Origin of the sequence: Bradyrhizobium sp. AZCC 2176, assembly GCF_036924645.1 — a bacterium.
Taxonomy (GTDB): domain Bacteria; phylum Pseudomonadota; class Alphaproteobacteria; order Rhizobiales; family Xanthobacteraceae; genus Bradyrhizobium.
The window spans coordinates 650,585-673,024 of the sequence record NZ_JAZHRX010000001.1 but is presented as its reverse complement, the minus strand read 5'-3'; the positions used below and the strand labels follow the sequence as shown (position 1 = coordinate 673,024).

18 protein-coding genes and 1 pseudogene are annotated in these 22,440 nt (G+C 63.7%); 15 read left to right on the top strand and 4 right to left on the bottom strand.

Translation table 11 applies throughout. The annotated features are described in order from the left end of the window. Positions 1–46: 46 nt before the first annotated feature. Positions 47–1,555 (top strand): glycosyltransferase family 39 protein, encoded by a 1,509-nt coding sequence (locus tag V1288_RS02980; RefSeq protein WP_334355654.1) that lies wholly within the window; start codon positions 47–49, stop codon positions 1,553–1,555. Positions 1,556–1,558: 3 nt separating this feature from the next. Here the strand turns inward: V1288_RS02980 and V1288_RS02975 are convergent, their stop codons facing one another. Then, positions 1,559–2,389, bottom strand: a complete 831-nt coding sequence (locus tag V1288_RS02975) for a uracil-DNA glycosylase (protein ID WP_334361179.1) — start codon at positions 2,387–2,389, stop codon at positions 1,559–1,561. A 133-nt stretch (positions 2,390–2,522) separates the two neighbouring features. On the opposite strand from V1288_RS02975, the gene V1288_RS02970 reads away from it, so the two are divergent. From V1288_RS02970 to V1288_RS02960, 3 genes are all read left to right on the top strand, one after another. After that, entirely contained in the window at positions 2,523–4,181 is a 1,659-nt protein-coding gene (locus V1288_RS02970) for an electron transfer flavoprotein-ubiquinone oxidoreductase (protein ID WP_334355653.1), read from the top strand. 265 nt (positions 4,182–4,446) lie between these two features. Then, the gene (locus V1288_RS02965) at positions 4,447–6,228 is read left to right on the top strand and encodes a tetratricopeptide repeat protein (protein WP_334355652.1); all 1,782 of its coding nucleotides are present in this window, start codon (positions 4,447–4,449) and stop codon (positions 6,226–6,228) included. Between the two features lie 27 nt (positions 6,229–6,255). Further along, complete coding sequence (locus tag V1288_RS02960; protein ID WP_334355651.1) at positions 6,256–7,140, top strand: 4-(cytidine 5'-diphospho)-2-C-methyl-D-erythritol kinase; 885 nt, start codon at positions 6,256–6,258, stop codon at positions 7,138–7,140. Position 7,141: 1 nt separating this feature from the next. Here V1288_RS02960 and V1288_RS02955 read toward each other — a convergent pair whose 3' ends face one another. Both V1288_RS02955 and V1288_RS02950 read right to left on the bottom strand, forming a co-directional pair. Continuing rightward, positions 7,142–7,771, bottom strand: coding sequence for a LysE family translocator (locus tag V1288_RS02955; RefSeq protein WP_334355650.1), 630 nt, complete (start codon positions 7,769–7,771; stop codon positions 7,142–7,144). 113 nt (positions 7,772–7,884) lie between these two features. Then, entirely contained in the window at positions 7,885–8,895 is a 1,011-nt protein-coding gene (locus V1288_RS02950) for a polyprenyl synthetase family protein (protein ID WP_247830764.1), read from the bottom strand. Positions 8,896–9,027: 132 nt separating this feature from the next. Here V1288_RS02950 and V1288_RS02945 point away from each other — a divergent pair, with 132 nt between their 5' ends. The 7 genes from V1288_RS02945 to V1288_RS02915 all read left to right on the top strand — a co-directional run bounded on the left by V1288_RS02945 (position 9,028) and on the right by V1288_RS02915 (position 15,264). Next, positions 9,028–9,255 (top strand): putative signal transducing protein, encoded by a 228-nt coding sequence (locus V1288_RS02945; protein ID WP_334355649.1) that lies wholly within the window; start codon positions 9,028–9,030, stop codon positions 9,253–9,255. Further along, complete coding sequence (locus V1288_RS02940; protein ID WP_334355648.1) at positions 9,248–10,015, top strand: tRNA1(Val) (adenine(37)-N6)-methyltransferase; 768 nt, start codon at positions 9,248–9,250, stop codon at positions 10,013–10,015. The genes V1288_RS02945 and V1288_RS02940 overlap by 8 nt, the downstream gene beginning before the upstream one ends. A gap of 259 nt (positions 10,016–10,274) precedes the next feature. After that, on the top strand, positions 10,275–11,186 hold the full coding sequence (locus V1288_RS02935) for a S49 family peptidase (RefSeq protein ID WP_334355647.1): 912 nt from the start codon (positions 10,275–10,277) through the stop codon (positions 11,184–11,186). A gap of 120 nt (positions 11,187–11,306) precedes the next feature. Continuing rightward, entirely contained in the window at positions 11,307–11,498 is a 192-nt protein-coding gene (locus tag V1288_RS02930; RefSeq protein ID WP_212420240.1) for a hypothetical protein, read from the top strand. A 125-nt stretch (positions 11,499–11,623) separates the two neighbouring features. Next, positions 11,624–12,559: a glycine--tRNA ligase subunit alpha gene (locus tag V1288_RS02925; RefSeq protein WP_334355646.1), complete on the top strand. Its 936-nt coding sequence runs from the start codon at positions 11,624–11,626 to the stop codon at positions 12,557–12,559. Continuing rightward, on the top strand, positions 12,559–14,658 hold the full coding sequence (gene glyS / locus V1288_RS02920; protein WP_334355645.1) for a glycine--tRNA ligase subunit beta: 2,100 nt from the start codon (positions 12,559–12,561) through the stop codon (positions 14,656–14,658). Before V1288_RS02925 ends, glyS begins: the two co-directional genes overlap by 1 nt. A 3-nt stretch (positions 14,659–14,661) precedes the next feature. Continuing rightward, on the top strand, positions 14,662–15,264 hold the full coding sequence (locus V1288_RS02915; RefSeq protein WP_334355644.1) for a class I SAM-dependent methyltransferase: 603 nt from the start codon (positions 14,662–14,664) through the stop codon (positions 15,262–15,264). 237 nt (positions 15,265–15,501) lie between these two features. Here the strand turns inward: V1288_RS02915 and V1288_RS02910 are convergent, their stop codons facing one another. Further along, complete coding sequence (locus V1288_RS02910) at positions 15,502–15,861, bottom strand: DUF1236 domain-containing protein (protein ID WP_334355643.1); 360 nt, start codon at positions 15,859–15,861, stop codon at positions 15,502–15,504. 235 nt (positions 15,862–16,096) lie between these two features. Here V1288_RS02910 and V1288_RS02905 point away from each other — a divergent pair, with 235 nt between their 5' ends. The 4 genes and pseudogenes from V1288_RS02905 to V1288_RS02890 all read left to right on the top strand — a co-directional run bounded on the left by V1288_RS02905 (position 16,097) and on the right by V1288_RS02890 (position 22,424). Continuing rightward, positions 16,097–16,252, top strand: a complete 156-nt coding sequence (locus V1288_RS02905) for a DUF3096 domain-containing protein (RefSeq protein WP_083519361.1) — start codon at positions 16,097–16,099, stop codon at positions 16,250–16,252. Between the two features lie 92 nt (positions 16,253–16,344). Then, positions 16,345–19,216: pseudogene (ppdK, locus tag V1288_RS02900) on the top strand (pyruvate, phosphate dikinase). Between the two features lie 313 nt (positions 19,217–19,529). Then, positions 19,530–20,981 carry a cell wall hydrolase gene (locus V1288_RS02895; protein ID WP_334355642.1) on the top strand — a complete coding sequence of 484 codons (1,452 nt, stop codon included), beginning with the start codon at positions 19,530–19,532 and terminating at the stop codon, positions 20,979–20,981. A 192-nt stretch (positions 20,982–21,173) separates the two neighbouring features. Next, positions 21,174–22,424 (top strand): MFS transporter, encoded by a 1,251-nt coding sequence (locus V1288_RS02890; RefSeq protein ID WP_334355641.1) that lies wholly within the window; start codon positions 21,174–21,176, stop codon positions 22,422–22,424. Positions 22,425–22,440 lie beyond the last annotated feature (16 nt).

The window sequence follows — 22,440 nt, the reverse complement described above, 5'->3', positions numbered from 1 at the left end:
ACGTCCCTTAAGGACAGGGCTGCTCGGCCCGGCATTCGGACGTTTCATGCGCTTCACCTCGCTCGTTGTCGAACTGATCCGCGCCCGGCCGCGGCTGGTAGTCTGGCTCGTGGTGTTGGCGCAGGCCGGACTTTGGCTGATGCTGCCGATGCTGCTCTACCGCAGCCCGCCCGGCGACCTTGCGACCGCGCTGGCCTTCGGCCGCGAATACCAGGTCGGAACCTGGCTCGGCCCGCCGCTGGCGTTCTGGCTCGCCGACATCGCCTTTCGTGCCGCCGGCAACCACATGTTCGGCGTCTATCTGCTGGCGCAAGTCTGCGCCGTCGTTACCTTCTGGATCTACTATCAACTGGCCCGCGCGATCGTCGGCGGGCAGCAGGCGGTGCTCGCGGTCCTGCTCTCAATGACGGTGGTGGCGTTCAGCTCGCCCGGCGTCGAGTTCGGACCATTGGTGCTGGCCCGCCCGCTGTGGGCGCTGCTTTTGCTGCATTCCTGGCAGTTGATTGGCCAGAACCGGCGCTACGCGTGGTTCGCCTGGTCGATCGAGGCCGGGCTCTTGCTGCTGACGACGTCGGCCGCGCCTGGAATATTGTTGCTGCTCGCCGGATTTGCCGTTGCCACCGCGCGGGGGCGGCGTGTGCTGATGTCGCTCGATCCGCTTTATGCGCTGCTCGTGATCGCCGTCCTGGTCCTGCCCTATCTGGTCTGGCTGCTCCGCGCCGACGCACTCGCCATGCCGCCGTGGCCCGCAATCTCCGATCTCGGCACGCGCGCGCTGCAATGGGGCGGGCTGCTTGTCGGCCTCGTGCTCGCGATGTCCGCCATCGTGCTGCTGGCCATCCTCAATTCGGGCTGGTTCGCCCGTCACGCGGAGGAGGCGCCGATCATCTACCGGCCGCCGGTCGATTCGCTGGCGCGCGACTTCGTCTATTTCTTCGCCGTCGCCCCAGGGCTGCTCGGAAGTTTCCTGGCCGGGCTGTTCAATCTTGATCACGTCGTGGGCGGCGCGGGCGTTGCGCTCTTGATGTCGGGGCTCGCGGTGATCGTGGCAACCGGCGATCTGATTCACCTGCGGCGTCAGCGTGTGTTGCGGACGGTTTGGGCCGCAGCAGTCGTTGCTCCCGCCCTGGCGGTGATCGTGACCACGCTTGTTCTGCCCTGGACCGGAGCTGCCGAAGTGCCGACCTCGCTGCCGGCGAAAGCGATTGCCGCATTCTTCGGCGACAATTTCGAACGGCGAACCAATCAGCGGCTGCGCGCCGTGGCCGGCGATCCGCAACTGGCGAGTTTCATCGCGATGAGCACCGGGCGCCCGCATCTGTTGCTTGACGCCACGCCGGAACGAACGCCGTGGCTGTCGGCCGCGAAATTCAATCAGACCGGCGGCGTCGTGGTCTGGCGCGCCTCTGACACGTCGGGCACGCCACCTCCCGACATCGCGCAACGCTTTCCGGGCCTTGTGCCGGAGGTGCCGCGCGCCTTCGAATGGATGGTGAACGGCCGCCAGCCGCTATTGCGCGTCGGCTGGGCCATCGTGCGGCCGAAGGCGCCGTAAGCCTCAAGCCGGGGGCGCCTGCTCCAGCGCCTTCGCGATGGCGCGCAGATCCTGCCACGACATCCGCTTGTAGGAGGGCGACCGCAGCAGATACGCCGGATGGAACGTCGCCATGGCGCGGATAGTGCGCGTGCCGGTATCGTAGTCGAGCCACTTGCCGCGGGTCCTCATGATGCCCTCGCGGGTCGACAGCAGGTTTTGCGTCGAGGGATTGCCGAGCGTCACCAGCACGTCCGGGTTCACCAGTTCGATCTGCCGCTGGATGAACGGCAGGCAGATTTGCGTCTCCTGCGGCGTTGGCGTCCGGTTGCCGGGCGGTCGCCAGGGGATCACATTGGCGATGTAGGCCTTGCTGCGGTCGAGCCCGATCGCCGCGATCATCCGGTCGAGCAATTTGCCGGAACGGCCGACGAACGGCAGGCCCTCGATGTCCTCGTCGCGCCCGGGCGCTTCGCCGACGAACATGATGCGCGCCTGCGGATTGCCGTCGGCAAACACCAGCCGCGTCGCGGTGTTTTTCAGCGCGCAGCCCTCGAAATTTTCCAGGAGCGCGCGCAGCGCTTCCAGCGTCGGCGCCGTTCGCGCCGCCTCGCGCGCAAGGGCGATGGCCGCTTCCGGCGGAGGCGCGATTTCGCTCCGCGGAACTCCCGGTATCGTAGCGGGCATTTCCCTCACCGGGCGGACTGGCGCAGCCTCGCGAACCGGGACGGGGGCTATCGGGGCCTCTAGCTCGCTCAGCCGATCGACCGGCTCCTCCGTCAACGCGCAATCGACCCCGGCTTCCAGATAAAAAGCCAGCAATTGCCGAAGATTAGGCGCGGGTTCGGGGATCAAATCCATTATGCCAATCTAGTATGGATCGCGCCGGCGTGAAACGTCTCGCATTGCATTTCCATGGTTGTTATCGGCGCAAAAATCGGAAACAACGAGCCTTTAGAGCCGTTCTCAATCGGGCTGAGACCAGATCATGAGTGCAGAAGAACTTCCTCCTCGCGAATCCATGGAATTCGACGTCGTAATCGTCGGCGCCGGGCCGTCTGGCTTGGCGGCAGCGATCCGGCTGAAGCAGCTCAATGCCGATCTCAGCATCGTGGTGGTGGAGAAGGGTTCCGAAGTCGGCGCGCATATCCTCTCAGGCGCCGTGATCGATCCGGTGTCCCTCGACAAATTGATCCCCGATTGGCGCGAGGATGCCGATTGTCCGCTAAAGACCCAGGTCAAGGACGACCGCTTCTACTGGACCACCGCAACCAGCGCGATCCGGCTGCCCAACTTCGCCATGCCGCCGCTGATGTACAACCATCACTGCTATATCGGCTCGCTCGGCGATGTCTGCCGCTGGCTGGGGCCGAAGGCGGAGGCGCTTGGCGTCGAAATCTATCCCGGCTTTGCTGCGGCCGAAGTGCTGTACGACGACAACGGCGCGGTGCGGGGTATCGCGACCGGCGACATGGGCATCGCCAGGGATGGCAGCCTCAAGGATTCTTTCACGCGCGGCATGGAACTGCTGGGCAAGTATACGCTGTTCGCCGAAGGTGCGCGCGGCAGCCTGAGCAAGCAGCTGATCGCGAAATTTTCCCTCGACGCCAAGAGCGAGCCGGCGAAATTCGGCATCGGGTTGAAGGAAGTCTGGGAGATCGATCCCGCCAAGCACCAGAAGGGCCTGATCCAGCATTCGTTCGGCTGGCCGCTCAACAATTCGACTGGTGGCGGCTCGTTCCTCTACCACTACGACGACAACAAGGTGGCGGTCGGATTCGTCGTGCATCTCAATTACGACGATCCGTATCTGTCGCCGTTCGACGAATTCCAGCGCTTCAAGACCCACCCTGCGATCCGTACCGTGTTCGAAGGCGGCAAGCGGCTTTGCTATGGCGCACGCGCCATCACCGAGGGCGGCTACCAGTCGGTGCCGCGCCTGAGCTTCCCGGGCGGCGCGCTGATCGGCTGCGCGGCGGGCTTCGTCAACGTGCCGCGCATCAAGGGCGTGCACAACGCGATGGGCAGCGGCATGCTTGCCGCTGAGCACGTCGCGGCCGCACTCGGCGCCGGCCGCGCCAACGACGAACTGGTCGAATATGAAAACGCCTGGCGCGATTCTGCCGTCGGCCGGGACTTGCACCGGGTCCGCAACGTCAAGCCGCTATGGTCGAAGTTCGGCACCATCATCGGCGTGGCGCTCGGCGGTTTCGACATGTGGTGCAACACGCTGGGCTTCTCGCTGTTCGGAACCCAGTCGCACGCCAAGCTCGATCGCTCGACGCTGGATGCGGCGAAGGCACACACCCCGATCGCCTATCCCAAGCCGGACGGCAAGCTGACCTTCGACAAGCTGTCCTCGGTGTTCCTCTCCAATACCAACCATGAAGAGGACCAGCCGGTTCATCTCAAGGTCACCGACATGAACCTGCAGAAGACGTCCGAGCACGATGTCTACGCCGGACCGTCGAACCGCTATTGCCCGGCCGGCGTCTATGAATGGGTCGAGGAAACCTCCGGTCCACGCTTCCAGATCAACGCCCAGAACTGCGTTCACTGCAAAACCTGCGACGTGAAGGACCCGAACGGCAATATCACCTGGGTTCCGCCGGAGGGCGGCGGCGGTCCCAACTACCAGGGTATGTAGAGAGCCCGTATGGACCACGATTGCGTGAGTTGGAGGAGGCTGATACCGCCTCCGGCCACGATACCGCCATAGTAAAAGCGTTTCCGGGTTGGGCTGGCTAAATCGGAGCCCTAAGAGCCTAATCTGCCAATCGATTCGCCAGCCCGTATCCTTGCGGTTGAGGGCCAAAAGCGGCATTGTCGCTGCCCGAGATGCCGCCGCTTGGGTTTGCATTCGAGACCGATCGTAACGATCCCGCCATACATCCTGGAGCTAGGCGAACGTGATGCTTTCCACTCGTATGAATCGTTGGACCATCGCTGCAATTACCGCTGCCAGCCTGACCGCGCCTGGCGTGGCCTGGGCCCAGACGCCCGAACATCCGGCCGACAGCGCCGCGCAATTCCCCACCAAGTCCGATCTGAAATCGCTGACGACGGCGGGCAGCTATCTCGCCGCGCGGCATGCCAGCGTCGAGCGCGACGCCGCATCCGCTGCAGCTTTCTATCGCTCCGCGCTGCGCACCGATCCGAAGAACAACGAACTTCTGGACCGTGCCTTCATCTCCTCGCTCGCCGATGGCGACATCGATGAAGCGGTCAAGCTTGCTGATCGCATCCTGACGATGGACAAGGCCAACCGCGTCGCGCGGCTGGTCGTTGGCGTGCGTGACCTCAAGCAGAAGAAATATGCGGCCGCCCAGGTCAACATCAACCAGTCGATCCGCGGACCGATCACCGACCTGGTGGCGACGCTGCTGTCGGGCTGGGCGAGCTATGGCGCGGGCGATGCCAAGGCAGCGGTCGCCAATATCGACAAGCTGACCGGCCCCGAATGGTATCCGATCTTCAAGGATCTGCACACCGGCATGGTCCTCGAGATCTCGGGCAAGGACAAGGATGCCGGCGCGCGGTTCGAGCGCGCCTACAAGCTCGACGATTCGATGCTGCGGGTGTCCGACGCCTATGCGCGCTGGCTGTCGCGCAACAAGGACGGCGCGGCGGCGGCCGGCATTTACGAGGCGTTCGACAAAAAGCTGCCGCGACATCCGCTGGTGCAGGAAGGGTTGCGCGAGACCCGGGCCGGCAAGAAGATGTCGCCGCTGGTCGATTCGGCGCAGGCCGGCGCGGCCGAGGCGCTGTACGGCATCGGCGCCACGCTGACCCGTCGCGGCGGCGAGGATCTGGCGCTGGTCTATCTGCAGCTTGCGCTCTACCTGCAGCCCAATCATCCGCTGGCGCTGCTGTCGCTCGCCGATCTCTATGAGTCCGTGAAGAAGCCTCAGATGGCGATCAAGGTCTACGAGCGCATGCCGGCCAGTTCGCCGCTCAAGCGCAATGCGCAGATCCAGCTTGCCACCAATCTGGACGCCGCCGACCGCAGCGACGAGGCGATCAAGATCCTGAAGGGTGTCACCGCGGAAGCGCCAAAGGACATCGAGGCCATCATGGCGCTCGGCAACATCGAGCGCGGCCGCAAGAAGTTCAACGATTGCGCCGCGACCTACTCGCAGGCGATCGATGCGATGGCCTCGATCACCGACAAGAACACCTGGGTCACCTACTACTATCGCGGTATTTGCGAGGAGCGCTCCAAGCAGTGGAGCAAGGCCGAGGCCGACATGCGCAAGGCACTGGAGCTGCAGCCCGAGCAGCCGCATGTCCTCAACTATCTCGGCTATTCCTGGATCGACCAGGGCATCAATCTCGACGAAGGCATGAAGATGATCCGGCGCGCCGTCGATCAGCGTCCCGACGACGGCTACATCGTGGATTCGCTGGGCTGGGCGTTTTACCGGATCGGCAATTTTGAAGACGCGGTGAAGAATCTCGAGCGCGCGATCGATCTCAAGCCCGAGGATCCGACCATCAACGACCATCTCGGCGATGCCTATTGGCGTGTCGGGCGGACGCTGGAAGCCAAATTCCAGTGGGCCCATGCCCGCGATCTGAAGCCCGAGGCGGAGGAATTGCCGAAGATCGAAGCCAAGATTGCCAACGGTCTGTCCGAAGACACCTCTTCTGCGGCGTCCGCCGACAAGAAGAAGGAAGACGGCAAGGGTGGCTGAGGCGAGGACTCTGGGGGCTGTTCCGCAATGCCGGTATTGAGTGACGAGGCTCGCGCCAAGGTCAACCTGACCTTGCGGGTCAATGGCCGCCGTGTGGACGGCTATCACGATCTCGAAAGCGTGGTGGCGTTCGCCGATTGCGCCGATCGGCTGACGCTGACGCCGGGTTCGGATCTGGATTTGAAGATGTCGGGACCGCTGGCGGAGGCGTGCGGCGATACGTCGGACAATCTGGTGCTCAAGGCCGCACGTCTCCTGGCCGAGCGCGTACCGGATATGAAGGCCGGCAGCTTTTCGCTCGACAAGGCCTTGCCGGTCGCGGCCGGAATCGGTGGAGGTTCGGCCGATGCCGCGTCGGCGCTGCGGCTGCTGTCGCAATTGAACGGGCTCGCGCTCGACGATCCTCGCATCATCGAGGTCGCGCAACTGACCGGCGCCGACGTGCCGGTCTGCGTCAATTCACGCGGCTGCGTGATGACCGGTGTCGGCGAAACGCTGCAGCCGCTCAGCCTGCCGAAAATGCCCTGTGTGATGGTCAATCCCGGCGTTCCCGTCGCGACCAAAGACGTCTTCAATGCACTCGGCCTGCGTAATGGCGAATTGCTGGTCGGCGCCACCGACGTGCTGCTGCAGGATCGCTGGCCCGACGAGAAGGCTTCGCTCGAAGACTGGGTCGAAGCGCTCGCCGCCAGTTCCAACGATCTGGAAGCACCCGCCATGCGCGTCCAGCCCGTGATCGGTGAGGTCATCTCGGCGCTCAATGCGACCAACGGCGCCTGGCTGGCGCGGATGTCCGGATCGGGCGCCACCTGTTTTGCGATCTACGAGAACACCGCCGAAGCCGGCCGCGCGGCGGAGAAGCTCCGGCGCGATCACCCCGGCTGGTGGGTGCACGCGGGAACGTTGAGCTAGGCTAGCTTGCAGGCCGCCGCGCCAGCGCCAGCGAAATACCGAGCCCGGCAATGAACAGCCCCGAGCCCTGTCGCAATCGTTGAAGCAGATTCGGCTTGCGCGTGAGACCGGCGCGCGCGGTGGCGGCCATCATCACCACGACGACATCGGCCAGCGTGTTAAGCGCCACCGAAATCAGGCCGAGCGTCATGAACTGAAGGGCGACGTAGCCGCCGGCCGGATCGATGAATTGCGGAATGAAGGCCAGAAAGAAGGCTGCGGTCTTCGGGTTCAAAGCCTCAACCAGCACGCCTTCCCGAAACACGCGTTGCGTACCGACAGCGATGGCCTGTTGCGGCAAGAGATCGCGCGCCTCGCGAAATGTCTTGAGGCCAAGCCAGACCAGATAGAGCGCGCCGGCAAATTTGAGCACGGTGAACAGTTCGGCACTGGCAAGGATGATCGCCGAGACGCCAAGCCCGCCCGCGATCACATGCACGAGCCCGCCGAGCGCAGTCCCGAACGTTGACGCGATGCCAGCTCGCTTGCCACCCGACAGCGTCCTCGCGGCGACGTACAAGATTCCGGGACCGGGCACGGCGGCGATGACCAGCGCGGCCAGGAGGAACAATGTGAAATTGGTGCCGTTCATCAACGCGCTCTTTCCTCGTAGGATGGGTAGAGCGAAGCGAAACCCATCAATCGGCAACCAATCGCGTGACGTGATGGGTATCGCTTCGCTCCACCCATCCTACTGACTTACGCTCAATGTGACCTTGCCAAACAGAACGCCACGACCTGCTCGAGCGCGGTCTTCATGGGCGAGGCCGGGAACAGCGCCAGCGCGTCGACGGCCATCGCGCCGTAATGCTGGGCGCGGCTGATCGTGTCTTCCAGCGCGCGGTGCTTGGTCATCAGGCCGATGGCATGATCGAGGTCGCTGTCGCCGATCTCGCCGCGCTCGAGCGCCTTGATCCAGAACTTGCGCTCGCTGTCATTGCCGCGGCGGAACGCCAGCACCACCGGCAGCGTGATCTTGCCCTCGCGGAAATCGTCGCCGATGTTCTTGCCGAGTTTCGCGGCCTTGCCGCCATAATCCAGCACGTCGTCGACGAGCTGGAATGCGATGCCGAGATTCATGCCGACCGAGCGGCATGCGGTCTGCTCGGCCTTCGGCCGGTTGGCGATCACGGGGCCGACCTCGCAAGCCGCGGCGAACAGTTCGGCCGTCTTGCCCCGGATGACCGCGAGGTATTCGTCCTCGGTGGTCGCGGTGTTCTTGGCGGCCGCAAGCTGCATCACTTCGCCTTCGGCGATGGTGGCCGCAGCCGAGGAGAGAATATCCAGCGCGCGCAGCGAGCCGACTTCGACCATCATGCGAAAGGCCTGGCCGAGCAGGAAGTCGCCGACCAGCACGCTGGCCTCATTGCCCCACAGCATCCGCGCCGACAGCTTGCCGCGGCGCAGTTCGCTCTCGTCGACCACGTCGTCATGCAGCAGCGTTGCGGTGTGCATGAATTCGACGGAAGCCGCGAGTTTGATATGGCCGTCGCCGGAATAGCCGGTGAGGCTTGCCATCGCCAGCGTCAGCATCGGGCGGAGACGCTTGCCGCCGGATGAGATCAGGTGGTTGGCGACCTCGGGGATCATGGTGACTTCCGATCCCGTGCGCGACAGGATCGTGGCGTTGACCCGCTCCATGTCGGCGGCGACCAGCCCGACCAGCGCATCTATCGAAGCGTTCGACGGGCTTTCGAAGGGTACAATAACCGCCACGCGGGTCTCCAATTTTGGCCAAATCGCACTATCCTTGTTCTACAATAGAAAGTGCCGGCTAAGGCGGCAAGGGCACGAAGCGGTTGACAGGGCCGTGCCGTTGCCGCACCCGGGTGAAAAGGAGTGCGTCACTTGCGGGAATTGGTCAGGACCAACGATATCGTGCTGGTTTCCGCAGTCGGCGCACTGCTCGACGGCGCCAATATCCATCATCTGGTGCTGGACCAGAACATGAGCGTCATCGAGGGATCGCTCGGTATCCTGCCGCGGCGAATCCTGGTTCATGAGGACGACAATCGCGCAGCCCGCCAGTTGCTATCCGAGGCGGGCCTGGCCCATGAATTGCGCCCCGATGACTGACCCCGTTCTCGAACTCACCGAGGATGCGTTTCTCGGCGGGCAATTGCGTTTGATGCAACTGAAATCGGGACATCGCGTCGGTCACGATGCGGTACTGCTGGCGGCGGCGACCTCAGCCCGTTCGGGCGAGCGCATCGCCGATCTCGGCGCCGGCGTCGGAGCCGCGGGGCTGGCGGTGGCCAGGCGCGTGACCGGCATCGATCTCGTCCTGGTGGAGATCGATGCGGTGCTGGCAAGACTTGCGCGCGCCAATGCGGATGCCAATGCGATTCAAGCCGACGTAGTCGTGCTCGACGTGGAAGCCGATGCCGCAGCCTTTGCCGCGGCCGGACTAGCTCCCGACAGCGTCGATGCGGTGCTGATGAATCCGCCCTTCAACGATCCCGCGCGGCATCGCGTCTCGCCGGACACGGCGCGCGGGATTGCGCATATGGCGACCGCAACGACGCTCACGAAATGGGTTCACGCGGCGCGGCGCATTCTCAAGTCGAGGGGCGCGCTGACGCTGATCTGGCGAGCCGACGGAATTGCCGAGGTGCTCTCGGCGCTCGATCACGGTTTCGGGAGCTTGCAGGTGCTGCCGGTCCATGGCGACGCGCAGGGGCCTGCCAACCGCATTCTGGTTCGTGCCGCCAAGGGTGGGCGGGCGCCGACGCAAATCCTTCCCGGCCTGATGCTCAACGACGAGCAAGGCGTTCCAAACAAAAGGGTGCAGGAGATTCTGGCCGGGAACGGGAGCTTGCCGCTGGCGAACCCGTAAAAGTGGCTCGCACGCTCAATTCCTCAAACAGGACGCTATTGCGGAAGCGTCTCTGACTGTTGTTTGGGCGCCGATGTAAAGTGGATCGCGGCCAGAAGGCTGCCGATGAGCATGATCAGCAGGTAGATTTTCATGTCAGTCTCCGCTGCGCCATTGCAGCTTTAACGTCTGCAATGCAAAAGGCGTTCCGGCCAAAAAGGCGTTTCGGCCTTTGCAATGACAGTCGTGCGATAAAAAATGGTTAATTCGAGGTAACGGCATGAGTGAACAAATAAGTGATCGCGCGGGATTGCTGAACGTCGTTGACAGGGTGAAGCAACTCATTCCGGCAAAATTCCGGCGCGACGTCCCTGTCGTTCCGGTGGTGCGCCTGTCGGGTGTCATCGGTGCGGTGACGCCGTTGCGGCCGGGCCTGACGCTGGCGGGCATCGCCAGGACGCTCGAACGCGCGTTCGCCACCAGACACGCCAAGGCGGTGGCGCTGGTGATCAATTCGCCCGGCGGCTCGCCGGTGCAGTCGCGGCAGATCTACTTGCGGATCAGGCAGCTTGCCGCGGAAAAGAAGCTGCCGGTGCTGGTGTTCGTCGAGGACGTCGCGGCATCCGGCGGCTACATGATCGCATGCGCCGGCGACGAGATCTTCTGCGATCCGTCCTCGATCCTCGGCTCGATCGGCGTGGTCGGCGGCAGTTTCGGTTTTCAGGACCTGATCAAGCGGATCGGCGTCGAGCGGCGGCTTTATACGGCAGGCGAACACAAGGCGATGCTCGACCCGTTCCTGCCTGAAGATCCTGATGACGTGGCGCGCCTGAAGGCGCTCCAGCGCGAGATCCACGCCATCTTCATCGCACTGGTTAAAGGCAGCCGCGGTGCGCGGCTTAAGGGAACCGAGGACGTCCTGTTCACCGGCGAGTACTGGGCAGGCGAGAAGTCCGTGTCGCTGGGCCTTGCGGACAAGATCGGTGATATCAGGTCGACGCTGCGCGAGCGCTATGGCGAGAAGGTGCTGACGCCTGTCATTGCGCCCGCAAGCGGGATGCTGGCCGGGCTGTTGGGCCGGAGATCGCCGGGGGCGGGCTCGCTGGCCTCCTTGGACGGTATTGGGGGATTGCCGGACGAACTGATTTCGGCACTCGAGACCCGGGCAATTTGGGCTAAATTCGGGTTCTAGAAATCAACTGGAGGTCAACGAGCCGCGCCATTTAGTCCCAAAAGCGGAATTGCGGTGCGGGCCGGCTTGGGCGACAATGCACCTATTGGGGGCTGACACGTGAACGACAAGGATCGACCGATGCCGCCGCTAGTCGCATTCGCGGGTGCCCTGGGTGGGCTTGCCGTGGTCCGATGGGCCTACAAGACCGCCGTCCGCATCAACAGGGAACTGGAAGAGGCGCGCCTGGCACGCGTCGCCGAGGCCGCCCAGACTGCCGATATTCCAACGCTGCGCCGCGACCCCGTCACCGGCGCTTATCGGCCGGGCTGACTTTCGTCATTCCGGGCTGGCGCACCAGCCCGGAATGACTCCAATCACCCATCGCCTTGATTCCCCGCTTCCGCGTCGATACGGTCCCGCGCTCTTAAACCCCCCTCGCGAGACCGATTCTGCCGATGGACGCACTTCCTGCCCACATGCGCCCGGAACGTTCGTTCCAGGGCTTCATCCTTGCCCTGCAACGGTTTTGGGCGGAGCAGGGCTGCGTGATCCTGCAGCCCTACGACATGGAAATGGGCGCGGGCACCTTCCATCCAGCGACGACGCTGCGTGCGCTCGGCCCGAAACGCTGGAACGCCGCCTATGTGCAGCCCTCGCGGCGGCCGAAGGACGGCCGCTACGGCGAAAACCCGAACCGGCTGCAGCACTATTATCAGTTTCAGGTGATCATGAAGCCGTCGCCGCCGAACCTTCAGGACCTGTACCTGAAGTCGCTGGCCGCCATCGGTATCGATTCAAGCCTGCACGACATCCGCTTTGTCGAGGACGATTGGGAGAGCCCGACGCTCGGCGCCTGGGGACTGGGTTGGGAGTGCTGGTGCGACGGCATGGAAGTCAGCCAGTTCACCTATTTCCAGCAGGTCGCGGGTGTCGAATGCGCGCCGGTTGCCGGCGAACTCACCTATGGGCTCGAGCGGTTGGCGATGTATGTGCAGGGCGTCGACCGCGTCTACGATCTCAACTTCAACGGCCGCGACGGCACCGACAAGGTTACCTATGGCGACGTCTTCCTGCAGGCCGAGCAGGAATATTCCCGGCACAATTTCGAATATGCCGACACCACGATGCTGTTCGAGCAATTCAAGATGGCGGAAGACGCCTGCAAAAAGTATCTCGCCGCCGGGTGGCGCGAGGGCGGCAACCAGAAAGAACATCTGATGGCGCTGCCGGCCTATGACCAGTGCATCAAGGCGAGCCACGTCTTCAACCTGCTCGATGCCCGCGGCGTGATCTCGGTGACCGAGCGGCAGAGCTACATCATGCGCGTGCGCGAACTGGCAAAAGCCTGCGGCGATGCCTGGGTTCACACCGAAGCGGGCAGGGCGGTCTGATGCCTGATCTTCTGCTGGAGCTTTTTTCCGAGGAAATCCCCGCGCGCATGCAGGCGAAGGCGGCGGACGATCTGCGCCGCATGGTCACCGACAAGCTCGTCGCCGAGGGGCTGGTTTACGAAGGTGCCAAGGCGTTCGCGACGCCGCGGCGGCTGGCGCTCACCGTGCACGGCATTCCGGCGCGGCAATCCGACCTGAAGGAAGAACGCCGCGGCCCGCGCGTTGGCGGGCCTGATGCCGCGATCCAGGGATTCCTGAAGGCCACGGGTCTCGCCCGGATCGAAGACGCCAGGATCCAGACCGACCCGAAGAAGGGCGATTTCTACATCGCGCTGATCGAAAAGCCGGGACGCGCCACGATCGATGTGCTCGCCGAGATTCTGCCTGTCATCATCAGAACCTTCCCGTGGCCGAAATCGATGCGCTGGGGCGAACGCTCAGTCAAATCAGGCTCGCTCTCCTGGGTGCGGCCGCTGCATTCGATCATCGCGACCTTCGGGCCGGAAACCGAAGAGCCCGACGTCGTGAAGTTTTCCGTCGACGGCATCGAGACCGGGCAGACCACGTTCGGTCACCGCTTCATGGCGCCTACTGCGATCTCCGTACGCCGTTTTGAGGACTACGAAGCCAAGCTGAAGGCCGCAAAAGTCGTGCTCGACGCACAGGCGCGCAAGGACATCATCCTCGCCGATGCGAAGGAGCTGGCATTCGCGCAGGGCTTTGAGCTGGTCGAGGACCAGGCGCTGGCGGACGAAGTGGCGGGCCTCGTGGAGTGGCCGGTCGCGCTGATGGGGTCGTTCGACCAGGAATTCCTGTCGATCCCGGATGAAGTGATCCGCGCTACCATCCGCAACAACCAGAAATGCTTTGTGGTCAGCGATCCCAAGACGGGCAAGCTGACCAACAAGTTCATTCTGACCGCCAACATCGAGGCTACCGATGGCGGCAAGACCATCATCGGCGGCAACGAGCGCGTGATCCGCGCGCGGCTGAGCGATGCAAAATTCTTCTACGAGACCGACCTGAAGACGAAGCTCGAAGCGCGCCTGCCGAAGTTCGAGCAGATCGTGTTTCATGAGAAGCTTGGCACGCAGGCGGCGCGGATCAAGCGGATCGAGCGGTTGGCTGCCGAGATCGCGCCGCTGGTCGGCGCCGACGTCGAAAAGGCAAAGCGAGCGGCTCATCTGGCAAAGGCGGATTTGCTAACCGAAGTTGTCGGTGAATTCCCCGAGCTGCAGGGCTTGATGGGCAAGTATTATGCGCAGGCCCAGAGCGAGGATGCCTCGGTCGCCGCCGCGAGCGAGGAGCATTACAAGCCGCAAGGCCCCGCCGATCGCGTTCCCACCGATCCGGTGAGCGTGGCGGTCGCGCTGGCCGACAAGATCGACACGCTGGTTGGCTTCTGGGCGATCGACGAAAAGCCGACCGGCAGCAAGGATCCCTATGCGCTGCGCCGAGCTGCGCTGGGCGTCATCAGGCTGATCGTTGACAATACGCTCCGGCTGCCGATCACGAACATAGCGAAGTCGGCCATGGCTGGTTTCCGGGAAAAGAGCGACGCCGAAACACTTCCGGGCGATCTGCTTACTTTCTTCGCCGACCGCCTGAAGGTCCAGCTTCGCGATCAGGGCGCGCGTCACGATCTCGTCGATGCCGTGTTTTCGCTCGGCGGCCAGGACGATCTGCTCCTGGTGGTGCGCCGCGTCGAGGCGCTCGGCAAGTTCCTCGACACCGACGACGGCAAGAACCTGCTTGCAGGGACCAAGCGTGCGAGTAACATCCTTGCGATCGAGGAGAAAAAGGACAAGCGCACGTTTGACGGCGCCCCGGATGCCGGGCTTTACAGTTTGCCTGAGGAAAAGGCGCTCGCCGGCGCGATCGATCAGGTCAAGAGCGAGGCCGGAGCTGCGGTGCAGAGGGAAGATTTCGCCACCGCGATGAGCGCGATGGCAAAGCTGCGTCCGGCGGTCGATGCCTTCTTCGACAAGGTCAAGGTCAATGACGATGAACCCAAGGTGCGCGAGAACCGACTAAAGCTCCTGAACGAGATCCGCGCGGCGACCCGCGCAGTTGCGGATTTTTCGAAGATCGAAGGCTAGATCATGGACCGTCAGACGCTCGCCGCTTACGAACTGGGTGCGGCGGCGTTCGCTAAGGACTGGCTCGGTCAGCCGGCGCCCGTCGACCTGCAGGAAATCGTCGAACGGTTTTTTGTGCGCGGCGGCACCTCGGCCGATATCGGCTGCGGCTGCGGCCGCGAGGTCGCCTGGCTCCACGCGAACGGTTTTTCGGCTGTCGGTTTCGATGCCTCGGAAGGCCTGCTCAACGAGGCGCGCCGGCGATATCCCTCGTTCAAGTTCGCGCACGCCGAATTGCCCGAACTGCGCGGCGTCGGCACGTTCGACAACGTCCTGTGCGAAACCGTGATCATGCATCTCGACCGCAAGCAGATTGCGGCGTCGGTTCGCCGCCTGCTCGATATCGTCAAGCCGAGCGGCATTCTCTATCTGAGCTGGCGCGTCACCGAGGGCGCCGATCAGCGCGACGCGCAGGGACGGCTTTACGCGGCGTTCGATCCGGCGGTCGTGCTGGCGGAATTGAAGACGACGACGGTGTTGCTCGATGAAGAGGTGGTCAGCGCCTCATCGGGGAAGAAGATTCACCGGCTCGTGGTGAAGAAGCCGGGACTGGAAATCAGGGAATAAATTGTAGGGTGGGCAAAGCGAAGCGTGCCCACCAACGCTCCAGCAAGCAAACCGATAGAGAATGGTGGGCACGGCGCGAAGAGCGCCTTTGCCCACCCTACGGCACCGTGTCCGGGAAGGAATTGCGCAAAAAGAAAACCCCGCCCGGAGGGGACGCCGGACGGGGCTTCGTGTCCGGTCGTATCTCGCGCACATCCGCTTGCGCGGCGCCCGGACCAATCGTTCAGGCTACTGAGGTCAATCGACCACCTGAACGATGCGACGCGAGCGCGGTTCGACCAATATCGTCTGGCCGTTCACCACGGTGTAGCGATAGGGCGTCATGCCGAACGATTGCGGCACGTCGTAATAGGTCACGCCGGTTTCCGGCAGCACGGCGCCAACCGTCACACGCTCAGAAATCGTGTAGTTCGGCACGCGCTCACGCGCGATGTATTCGCGGAAGGCCGGGCGCTGGTCGGCAGCGATGCCTTCATGTTCGCCGATGACGACCGTGCTGCCGCCGGTGCCTGTGGTGATCGTGCTTTGCGCCTGAGCTGCGATCGGGGCAGCCATCGCGCCGGCGATCGCTGCAATGGCAAGTACTCTGTTCCGCATAGTCAACTCCTTCGCGAGAAGAGGCGCCGGCTTTCGCCAGCACACACTATGCGGGCCAATTCATCCCGTGCGGCATTGTTCCGGCGAAAACGCAGCCGCATTCGCGGCATTTCTGGGGAATTGTTGCGGAGGCTGGAACCCATTGAAGTGGTGGGCGTCTTGCTATTCCGAAACCGCGCCAGCGGTTAAGTTGCGGCCCTCGATTCGATTCCCCACCCATCAGCCGGAGATTTCAATGACCATCACCGCTGCGCACGTTCCCGCGATCGTTGCCCTTCTCGCGGGGATTTTTATCCTGATCATGCCGCGGCTGCTCAATTACATCGTCGCCATCTACCTGATCTTCGTCGGCCTGGTCGGTCTCGGCGTGCTCAAGATGTTTCGGTTCTAGCGCAGGAAAGCGGGGTTTCGCGGCTTGCGCGGAACCCCTCAAAATGGTGTAAGGCGCGCATCTTTCTCCCCTTTTTCGGATAGTTGGAATCCATGGCCAAAGCCGTCGCGAAGTCCAAGAAGGCTGCAGCGAAATCTGCAGCGAAATCAAAATCTTCGGCCCGAAAGGCCGCTGCCGCTCCAGCCGCCCGCAAGGCGCTGAACAAGGCGCCGGCCAAGCCGGTCGCCAAGGCCAAGCCCGCCAAGAAGGCTGTGGTCGGCAAGCCCGGCCAGCGAGGCGGTAAAATCCGGCAAGTGGGTCTACACGTTCGGCGACGGCAAGGCGGAGGGCAAAGCGGGCCTGCGCGACCTGCTTGGCGGCAAGGGCGCCAACCTCGCCGAGATGGCCAATCTCGGCCTGCCGGTGCCTCCGGGCTTCACCATTCCAACCTCGGTCTGCACCTATTTCTATGCGCACGACAAATCCTATCCCGCCGCCCTGAAGACGCAGGTCGAGAAGGCGCTCGATCACGTCGGCAAGCTGACCGGCAAGGCGTTCGGTGACTCGAAGAATCCGCTTCTGGTGTCGGTCCGCTCCGGCGGCCGCGCCTCGATGCCGGGCATGATGGACACCGTGCTGAACCTCGGCCTCAACGACAAGACCGTCGAAGCGCTCGCCGAACTCTCCGGCGATCGCCGCTTCGCTTATGACAGCTATCGCCGCTTCATCACGATGTATTCGGACGTGGTGCTCGGCTTCGAGCATCATCACTTCGAGGACATCCTCGACACTTTCAAGGACGGCCAGGGCTATACGCTCGATACCGATCTCTCGGGCGACGACTGGGTCGAACTGGTCGGCAAGTACAAGGAAGCGGTGGCGCGCGAAACCGGCAAGGATTTCCCGCAGGATCCGCACGAGCAATTGTGGGGCGCGATCGGCGCGGTGTTCTCATCCTGGATGAATGCGCGTGCGGTCACCTACCGCCGCCTGCACGACATCCCGGAATCCTGGGGCACCGCCGTCAACGTGCAGGCCATGGTGTTCGGCAACATGGGCGAGACGTCCGCGACCGGTGTCGCGTTCACGCGCAATCCCTCCACCGGCGAGAGCAAGCTCTACGGCGAATTCCTGATCAACGCGCAGGGTGAGGACGTGGTGGCGGGCATTCGCACGCCGCAGGACATTACCGAGGAAGCGCGCCAGGAATCCGGCTCCGACAAGCCGTCGATGGAAAGCGCGATGCCGGAGGCGTTCAAGGAACTGACGCGGTTCTACACACTGCTCGAAAAGCACTACCGCGACATGCAGGACATGGAGTTCACGGTCGAGCAGGGCAAGTTGTGGATGCTGCAGACCCGCGGCGGCAAGCGCACGGCGAAAGCTGCGCTGCGCATCGCGGTCGAGCTCGCCAATGAAGGGCTGATCTCGAAAAAGGATGCGGTGATGCGGATCGATCCGGCGTCGCTGGATCAATTGCTGCATCCGACCATCGATCCCAACGCCAAGCGCGACGTGATCGCGACCGGCCTGCCGGCCTCGCCCGGCGCCGCATCGGGCGAGATCGTGTTCTCGTCCGACGAAGCCGCCAAGCTGCAGGCCGACGGCCGCAACGTCATCCTGGTGCGTATCGAAACCAGCCCGGAAGACATTCACGGCATGCACGCCGCTGAAGGCATTCTCACCACCCGCGGCGGCATGACCTCGCACGCCGCCGTGGTCGCGCGCGGCATGGGTAAGCCCTGCGTCTCCGGCTGCGGCGCGATCCGCGTCGACTACGGCCGGGGCACGATGAGCATCGGCTCGCGCACCTTCAAGACAGGCGATGTCATCACCATCGACGGTTCGCTGGGTCAGGTGCTGGCCGGCCGGATGCCGATGATCGAACCGAAACTGTCGGGCGAATTCGGCACCCTGATGGGCTGGGCCGATCAGGTTCGCAAGCTCGGCGTCCGCGTCAACGCCGACACGCCGGAAGATGCGCGCACCGCGATCAAATTCGGCGGTGAGGGCATCGGACTGTGCCGCACCGAGCACATGTTCTTCGAGGAAACCCGCATCCGCACCGTGCGCGAGATGATTCTTTCCGAAGACGAGCAGTCGCGCCGTGCCGCACTGTCGAAGCTGCTGCCGATGCAGCGCGCTGATTTCGTCGAACTGTTCGAGATCATGAAGGGCTTGCCCGTCACGATCCGCCTGCTCGATCCGCCGCTGCACGAGTTCCTGCCGCACACCCAGGCCGAGATCGAGGAAGTCGCGCGTGCGATGAACACCGATCCGCGCCGGCTCGCCGATCGCGCCCGCGATCTTGCCGAGTTCAATCCGATGCTCGGCTTCCGCGGCTGCCGGCTCGCGATCGCCTATCCTGAAATCGCCGAGATGCAGGCCCGCGCGATCTTTGAAGCGGCGGTCGAAGCCGAGAAGCGCACCGGCAAGGCCGTCGGCCTCGAGGTGATGGTGCCGCTGATCGCGACCAAGGCCGAGTTCGACCTGGTGAAAGCCCGGATCGACGCCACCGCGCAGTCGGTGATGAAGGAGACCGGGAAGAAGCTCGCGTATCAAGTTGGTACGATGATCGAGCTTCCGCGCGCGTGCCTGATGGCCGGCGACGTGGCGCAGACCGCGGAGTTCTTCTCGTTCGGCACCAACGACCTGACCCAGACCACCTACGGCATCAGCCGCGACGACGCTGCAAGCTTCCTCGGCACCTATGTCAGCAAGGGGATTTTGGAAATCGATCCGTTCATCTCGGTCGACCGCGACGGCGTCGGCGAACTGGTGAAGATCGGCGTCACCCGCGGCCGCAAGGTCCGGCCCAGTCTCAAGGTCGGCATTTGCGGCGAGCATGGTGGCGATCCCGCGTCGGTGGCGTTCTGCCACGAGATCGGTCTCGACTACGTGTCGTGCTCGCCCTACCGCGTGCCGATCGCCCGCCTCGCGGCGGCGCAAGCCGCACTCGGCAAGACGGTGGTGAGCCAGGCGTAGGTCGTAGCCGATAGTGAAATTGAAATGGCCGAGATGCTTTCTCGGCCATTTTCATTTGTGCGACACGTAGTGCCGGGACATGACGCGCCCGAGTTCCTTCATCATTTTCGTTGACGAGATATTTACCACTTTCATCGAGTGGCTGTTTACCAACGTTTCTGATGCGGCCTGCGAAAATGTCGCGATGTCTTGCGTGTAGCACGCACGCCACGCCGATTAACTCCCCGGCAACCTAAATTCGATACCAACAAAAAGGGTCGAATTGCACGGATGTACTGAGGTTCGATCGTGTAAGCGTTGCGTGAGCGTATCGATGTTTGTGTTGCGTAACCAGCCGAAGGGCGTGCGGTTCGCGTCCTTCGGCCTCGGTCTTTGCGTCTTCGCATTGATGCCGACCGAGATCGGATATCAGGATATTGCTTCGCTGCTGGCGCGCCAGCCCGGCGTCGCCGAGCGTTGGCAGAAGCGGGTATTCTCTTCCGCCGGCACCATCCAGGTCGCAACCTTCTCTTTCGGCCGTCCGATCGGAACCTCGTCGCCGCAAACCGCGACCTACCGGCTGGCAAGCCTCGACAATCAGGGCATCGACATCACGGGTTCAGTGACGCGCAATCCGCTGGTAGCGCCGCCGCCGCGCTATCACGCCGCCGATTTCCCCAAGGTCGACCGCACGCTGAAGGGCGATCGCCTCGTCGTGACGCCGCCGCCTGCGGAAACCGCAGGCCCTGCCGAGCGCGCGCCGGCGGCCGAGGATCCCGCGACATCGAATACATTGGTCAAGGGCGCCAAGACCGTGGAGACGGCGCCGTCGATCGATCGCGCGCCGCTCGATCCCGAGCTGCAGGCCGCGCTGAGCGCGCCGCCGCTGGCGCAATACGACATGTCGCTGTCGCTCGAAACCAGATCCCGGGACGATCTCAAGACGGTTCCGGAAACGCGCGAGGTCGCGCGCGCTGCTGCGTCGCCGCGCGACGGCTTCGCCGTCAAGACCTCGAGCCTGTTCTTTGGTTCGTCGCTCGGCTCGCCCGAAAGCATCGAGCGCTGGCGACCCGGCGAAGAGCCCGTCATCGTGATGCCGGGCGCTGTTGCCGATCCCGACATGAAGGTGATGGCCTCGCTGCCGGTCGATGCCGACGGTCCGGTGCGGGCCGGCGAGATGGGCGAGAGCGTTGCGCCGAAGGGCGAGGTCAATTCCGACAACCAGCGCGCCAAGACGCCCGCCGAACGTCTCGGCCTGTTCGACGACAAGTCGCGCGCCAAGTCGGAGAAGTGCCTGGCGGAAGCGGTCTATTTCGAAGCCCGCGGCGAAGCGGTGCGGGGCCAGATCGCGGTGGCGCAGGTCGTGCTGAACCGCGCCTTCTCGGGCAAATATCCCGAAACCGTGTGCGGTGTGGTCTACCAGAACAAGCACCGTCATCTGGCGTGCCAGTTCACCTTTGCCTGCGACAACAACAAGGACGTCATTCGCGAACCCGACATGTGGGAGCGCGCGCAAAAGATCGCGAAGGCGATGCTCGACGGCCAGCTCTGGTTGCCGGAAGTCGACAAGTCGACGCACTACCACGCCTATTGGGTGCGCCCGTCCTGGGTCAATGAAATGAAGAAGACGTACAAGTTCGGCGTACACACCTTCTACCGGCCGCGCGCCTGGGGCAACGGCAGCGACGCGCCGAGCTGGGGCACGGCCGCCGAGACCGCGGCGATCTCCGCCAAGCTCGCCGAAGCCGCACAAAGCTCGGCAGAGCAGACCAGCGCGAAGCGGTAACCAACGGTCATCCCTGCGTTCGCCCGGACGACATCTCGTTAGGGCAAAATTGTTCTCGCCATCTGCTGATTGCACTCGCCGATTTTGCAGGGCTGCCCTGCAGCGGGAATTTTTGCATCGCTCCTCTTGGGGTTTTCATGCAAATGCATTAAGTCCCCATGGCGCATTCGATTGGCCTCCAGGGGTTTTGACATGGCTGTAACGACCGGCGACATCAGTCCATCTTCCGGCCTCGGCACCTGGCGGACACCGCTCGTCATCATCATCTGCGGATGCCTGATCGCGCTGTTGAGCTTCGGGCCGCGCTCGAGCCTCGGCTTTTTTGTCCAGCCGATGAGCCGCGAATTCGCCTGGGGACGCGACGTCTTCGGCCTCGCGCTGGCGCTGCAGAACCTGTTGTGGGGCCTGGGCCAGCCGATCGCGGGCGCCATCGCCGATCGCTTCGGCATCCTGCGCGTGATGATCGTCGGCGCGCTGCTCTATGCCGGTGGCCTGCTCCTGATGCGTTATTCCACGGCGCCGTTGTCGCTCGCTCTCGGCGCCGGCGTGCTGATCGGCTTCGGGCTGTCAGGCTGTTCGTTCAACCTGGTGCTGTCGGCGTTCAGCAAGCTGCTGCCGCCCGAGAGGCGCGGCTTTGCACTCGGCGCCGGCACCGCGGCCGGCTCGTTCGGTCAATTCCTGTTCGCGCCGTTCGGCGTCGCGATGATCGACAATTTCGGCTGGCAGGCGGCGTTGACGGTGTTCGCTCTCCTGATGCTGCTGATCGTGCCGCTGTCGCTGGCGATCGCGACGCCGCCTTCGACGTCATCGAACGAGCCTGCTGGCGACCAGCAATCGTTCAAGACCGCGCTGGCGGAGGCGTTCGGCCATCGCTCCTACGTGCTGCTGGTGCTCGGCTTCTTCACCTGCGGCTTCCAGCTCGCCTTCATCACCGTGCATCTGCCGGCCTATCTGGCCGATCGCGGCGTCTCGGCGCAGACCGGCGGCTGGGTGGTCGCGGCCATCGGTTTGTTCAACATCATCGGCTCGCTCAGCGTCGGCTGGCTGCAGAACAAATATCCGAAGCGCTATATTCTCTCGCTGATCTACTTCGCCCGCGCGCTGTCGATCATGGCGTTCATCTCGTTTCCGATCACCACCTTCTCGGCGATCGTGTTCGGTGCCGCCACCGGCCTGACCTGGCTCTCGACGGTGCCGCCGACTTCGGCGCTGGTGGCGCTGATGTTCGGCACCCGCTGGTTCGCCACGCTGTACGGCTTCGCCTTCGTCAGCCATCAGGTCGGCGGCTTCCTCGGTGTCTGGCTCGGCGGCGTGGTGTTCGAGCAGTTCGGCTCCTACGCGCCGATCTGGTGGCTCTCGATCTTCTTCGGCGTCCTGTCGGCGCTGATCAACCTGCCGATCGTCGAACAGCCGGTCGCGCGCCCGGTTGCACAACCCGCCTGATGCGGTAAACACTCTC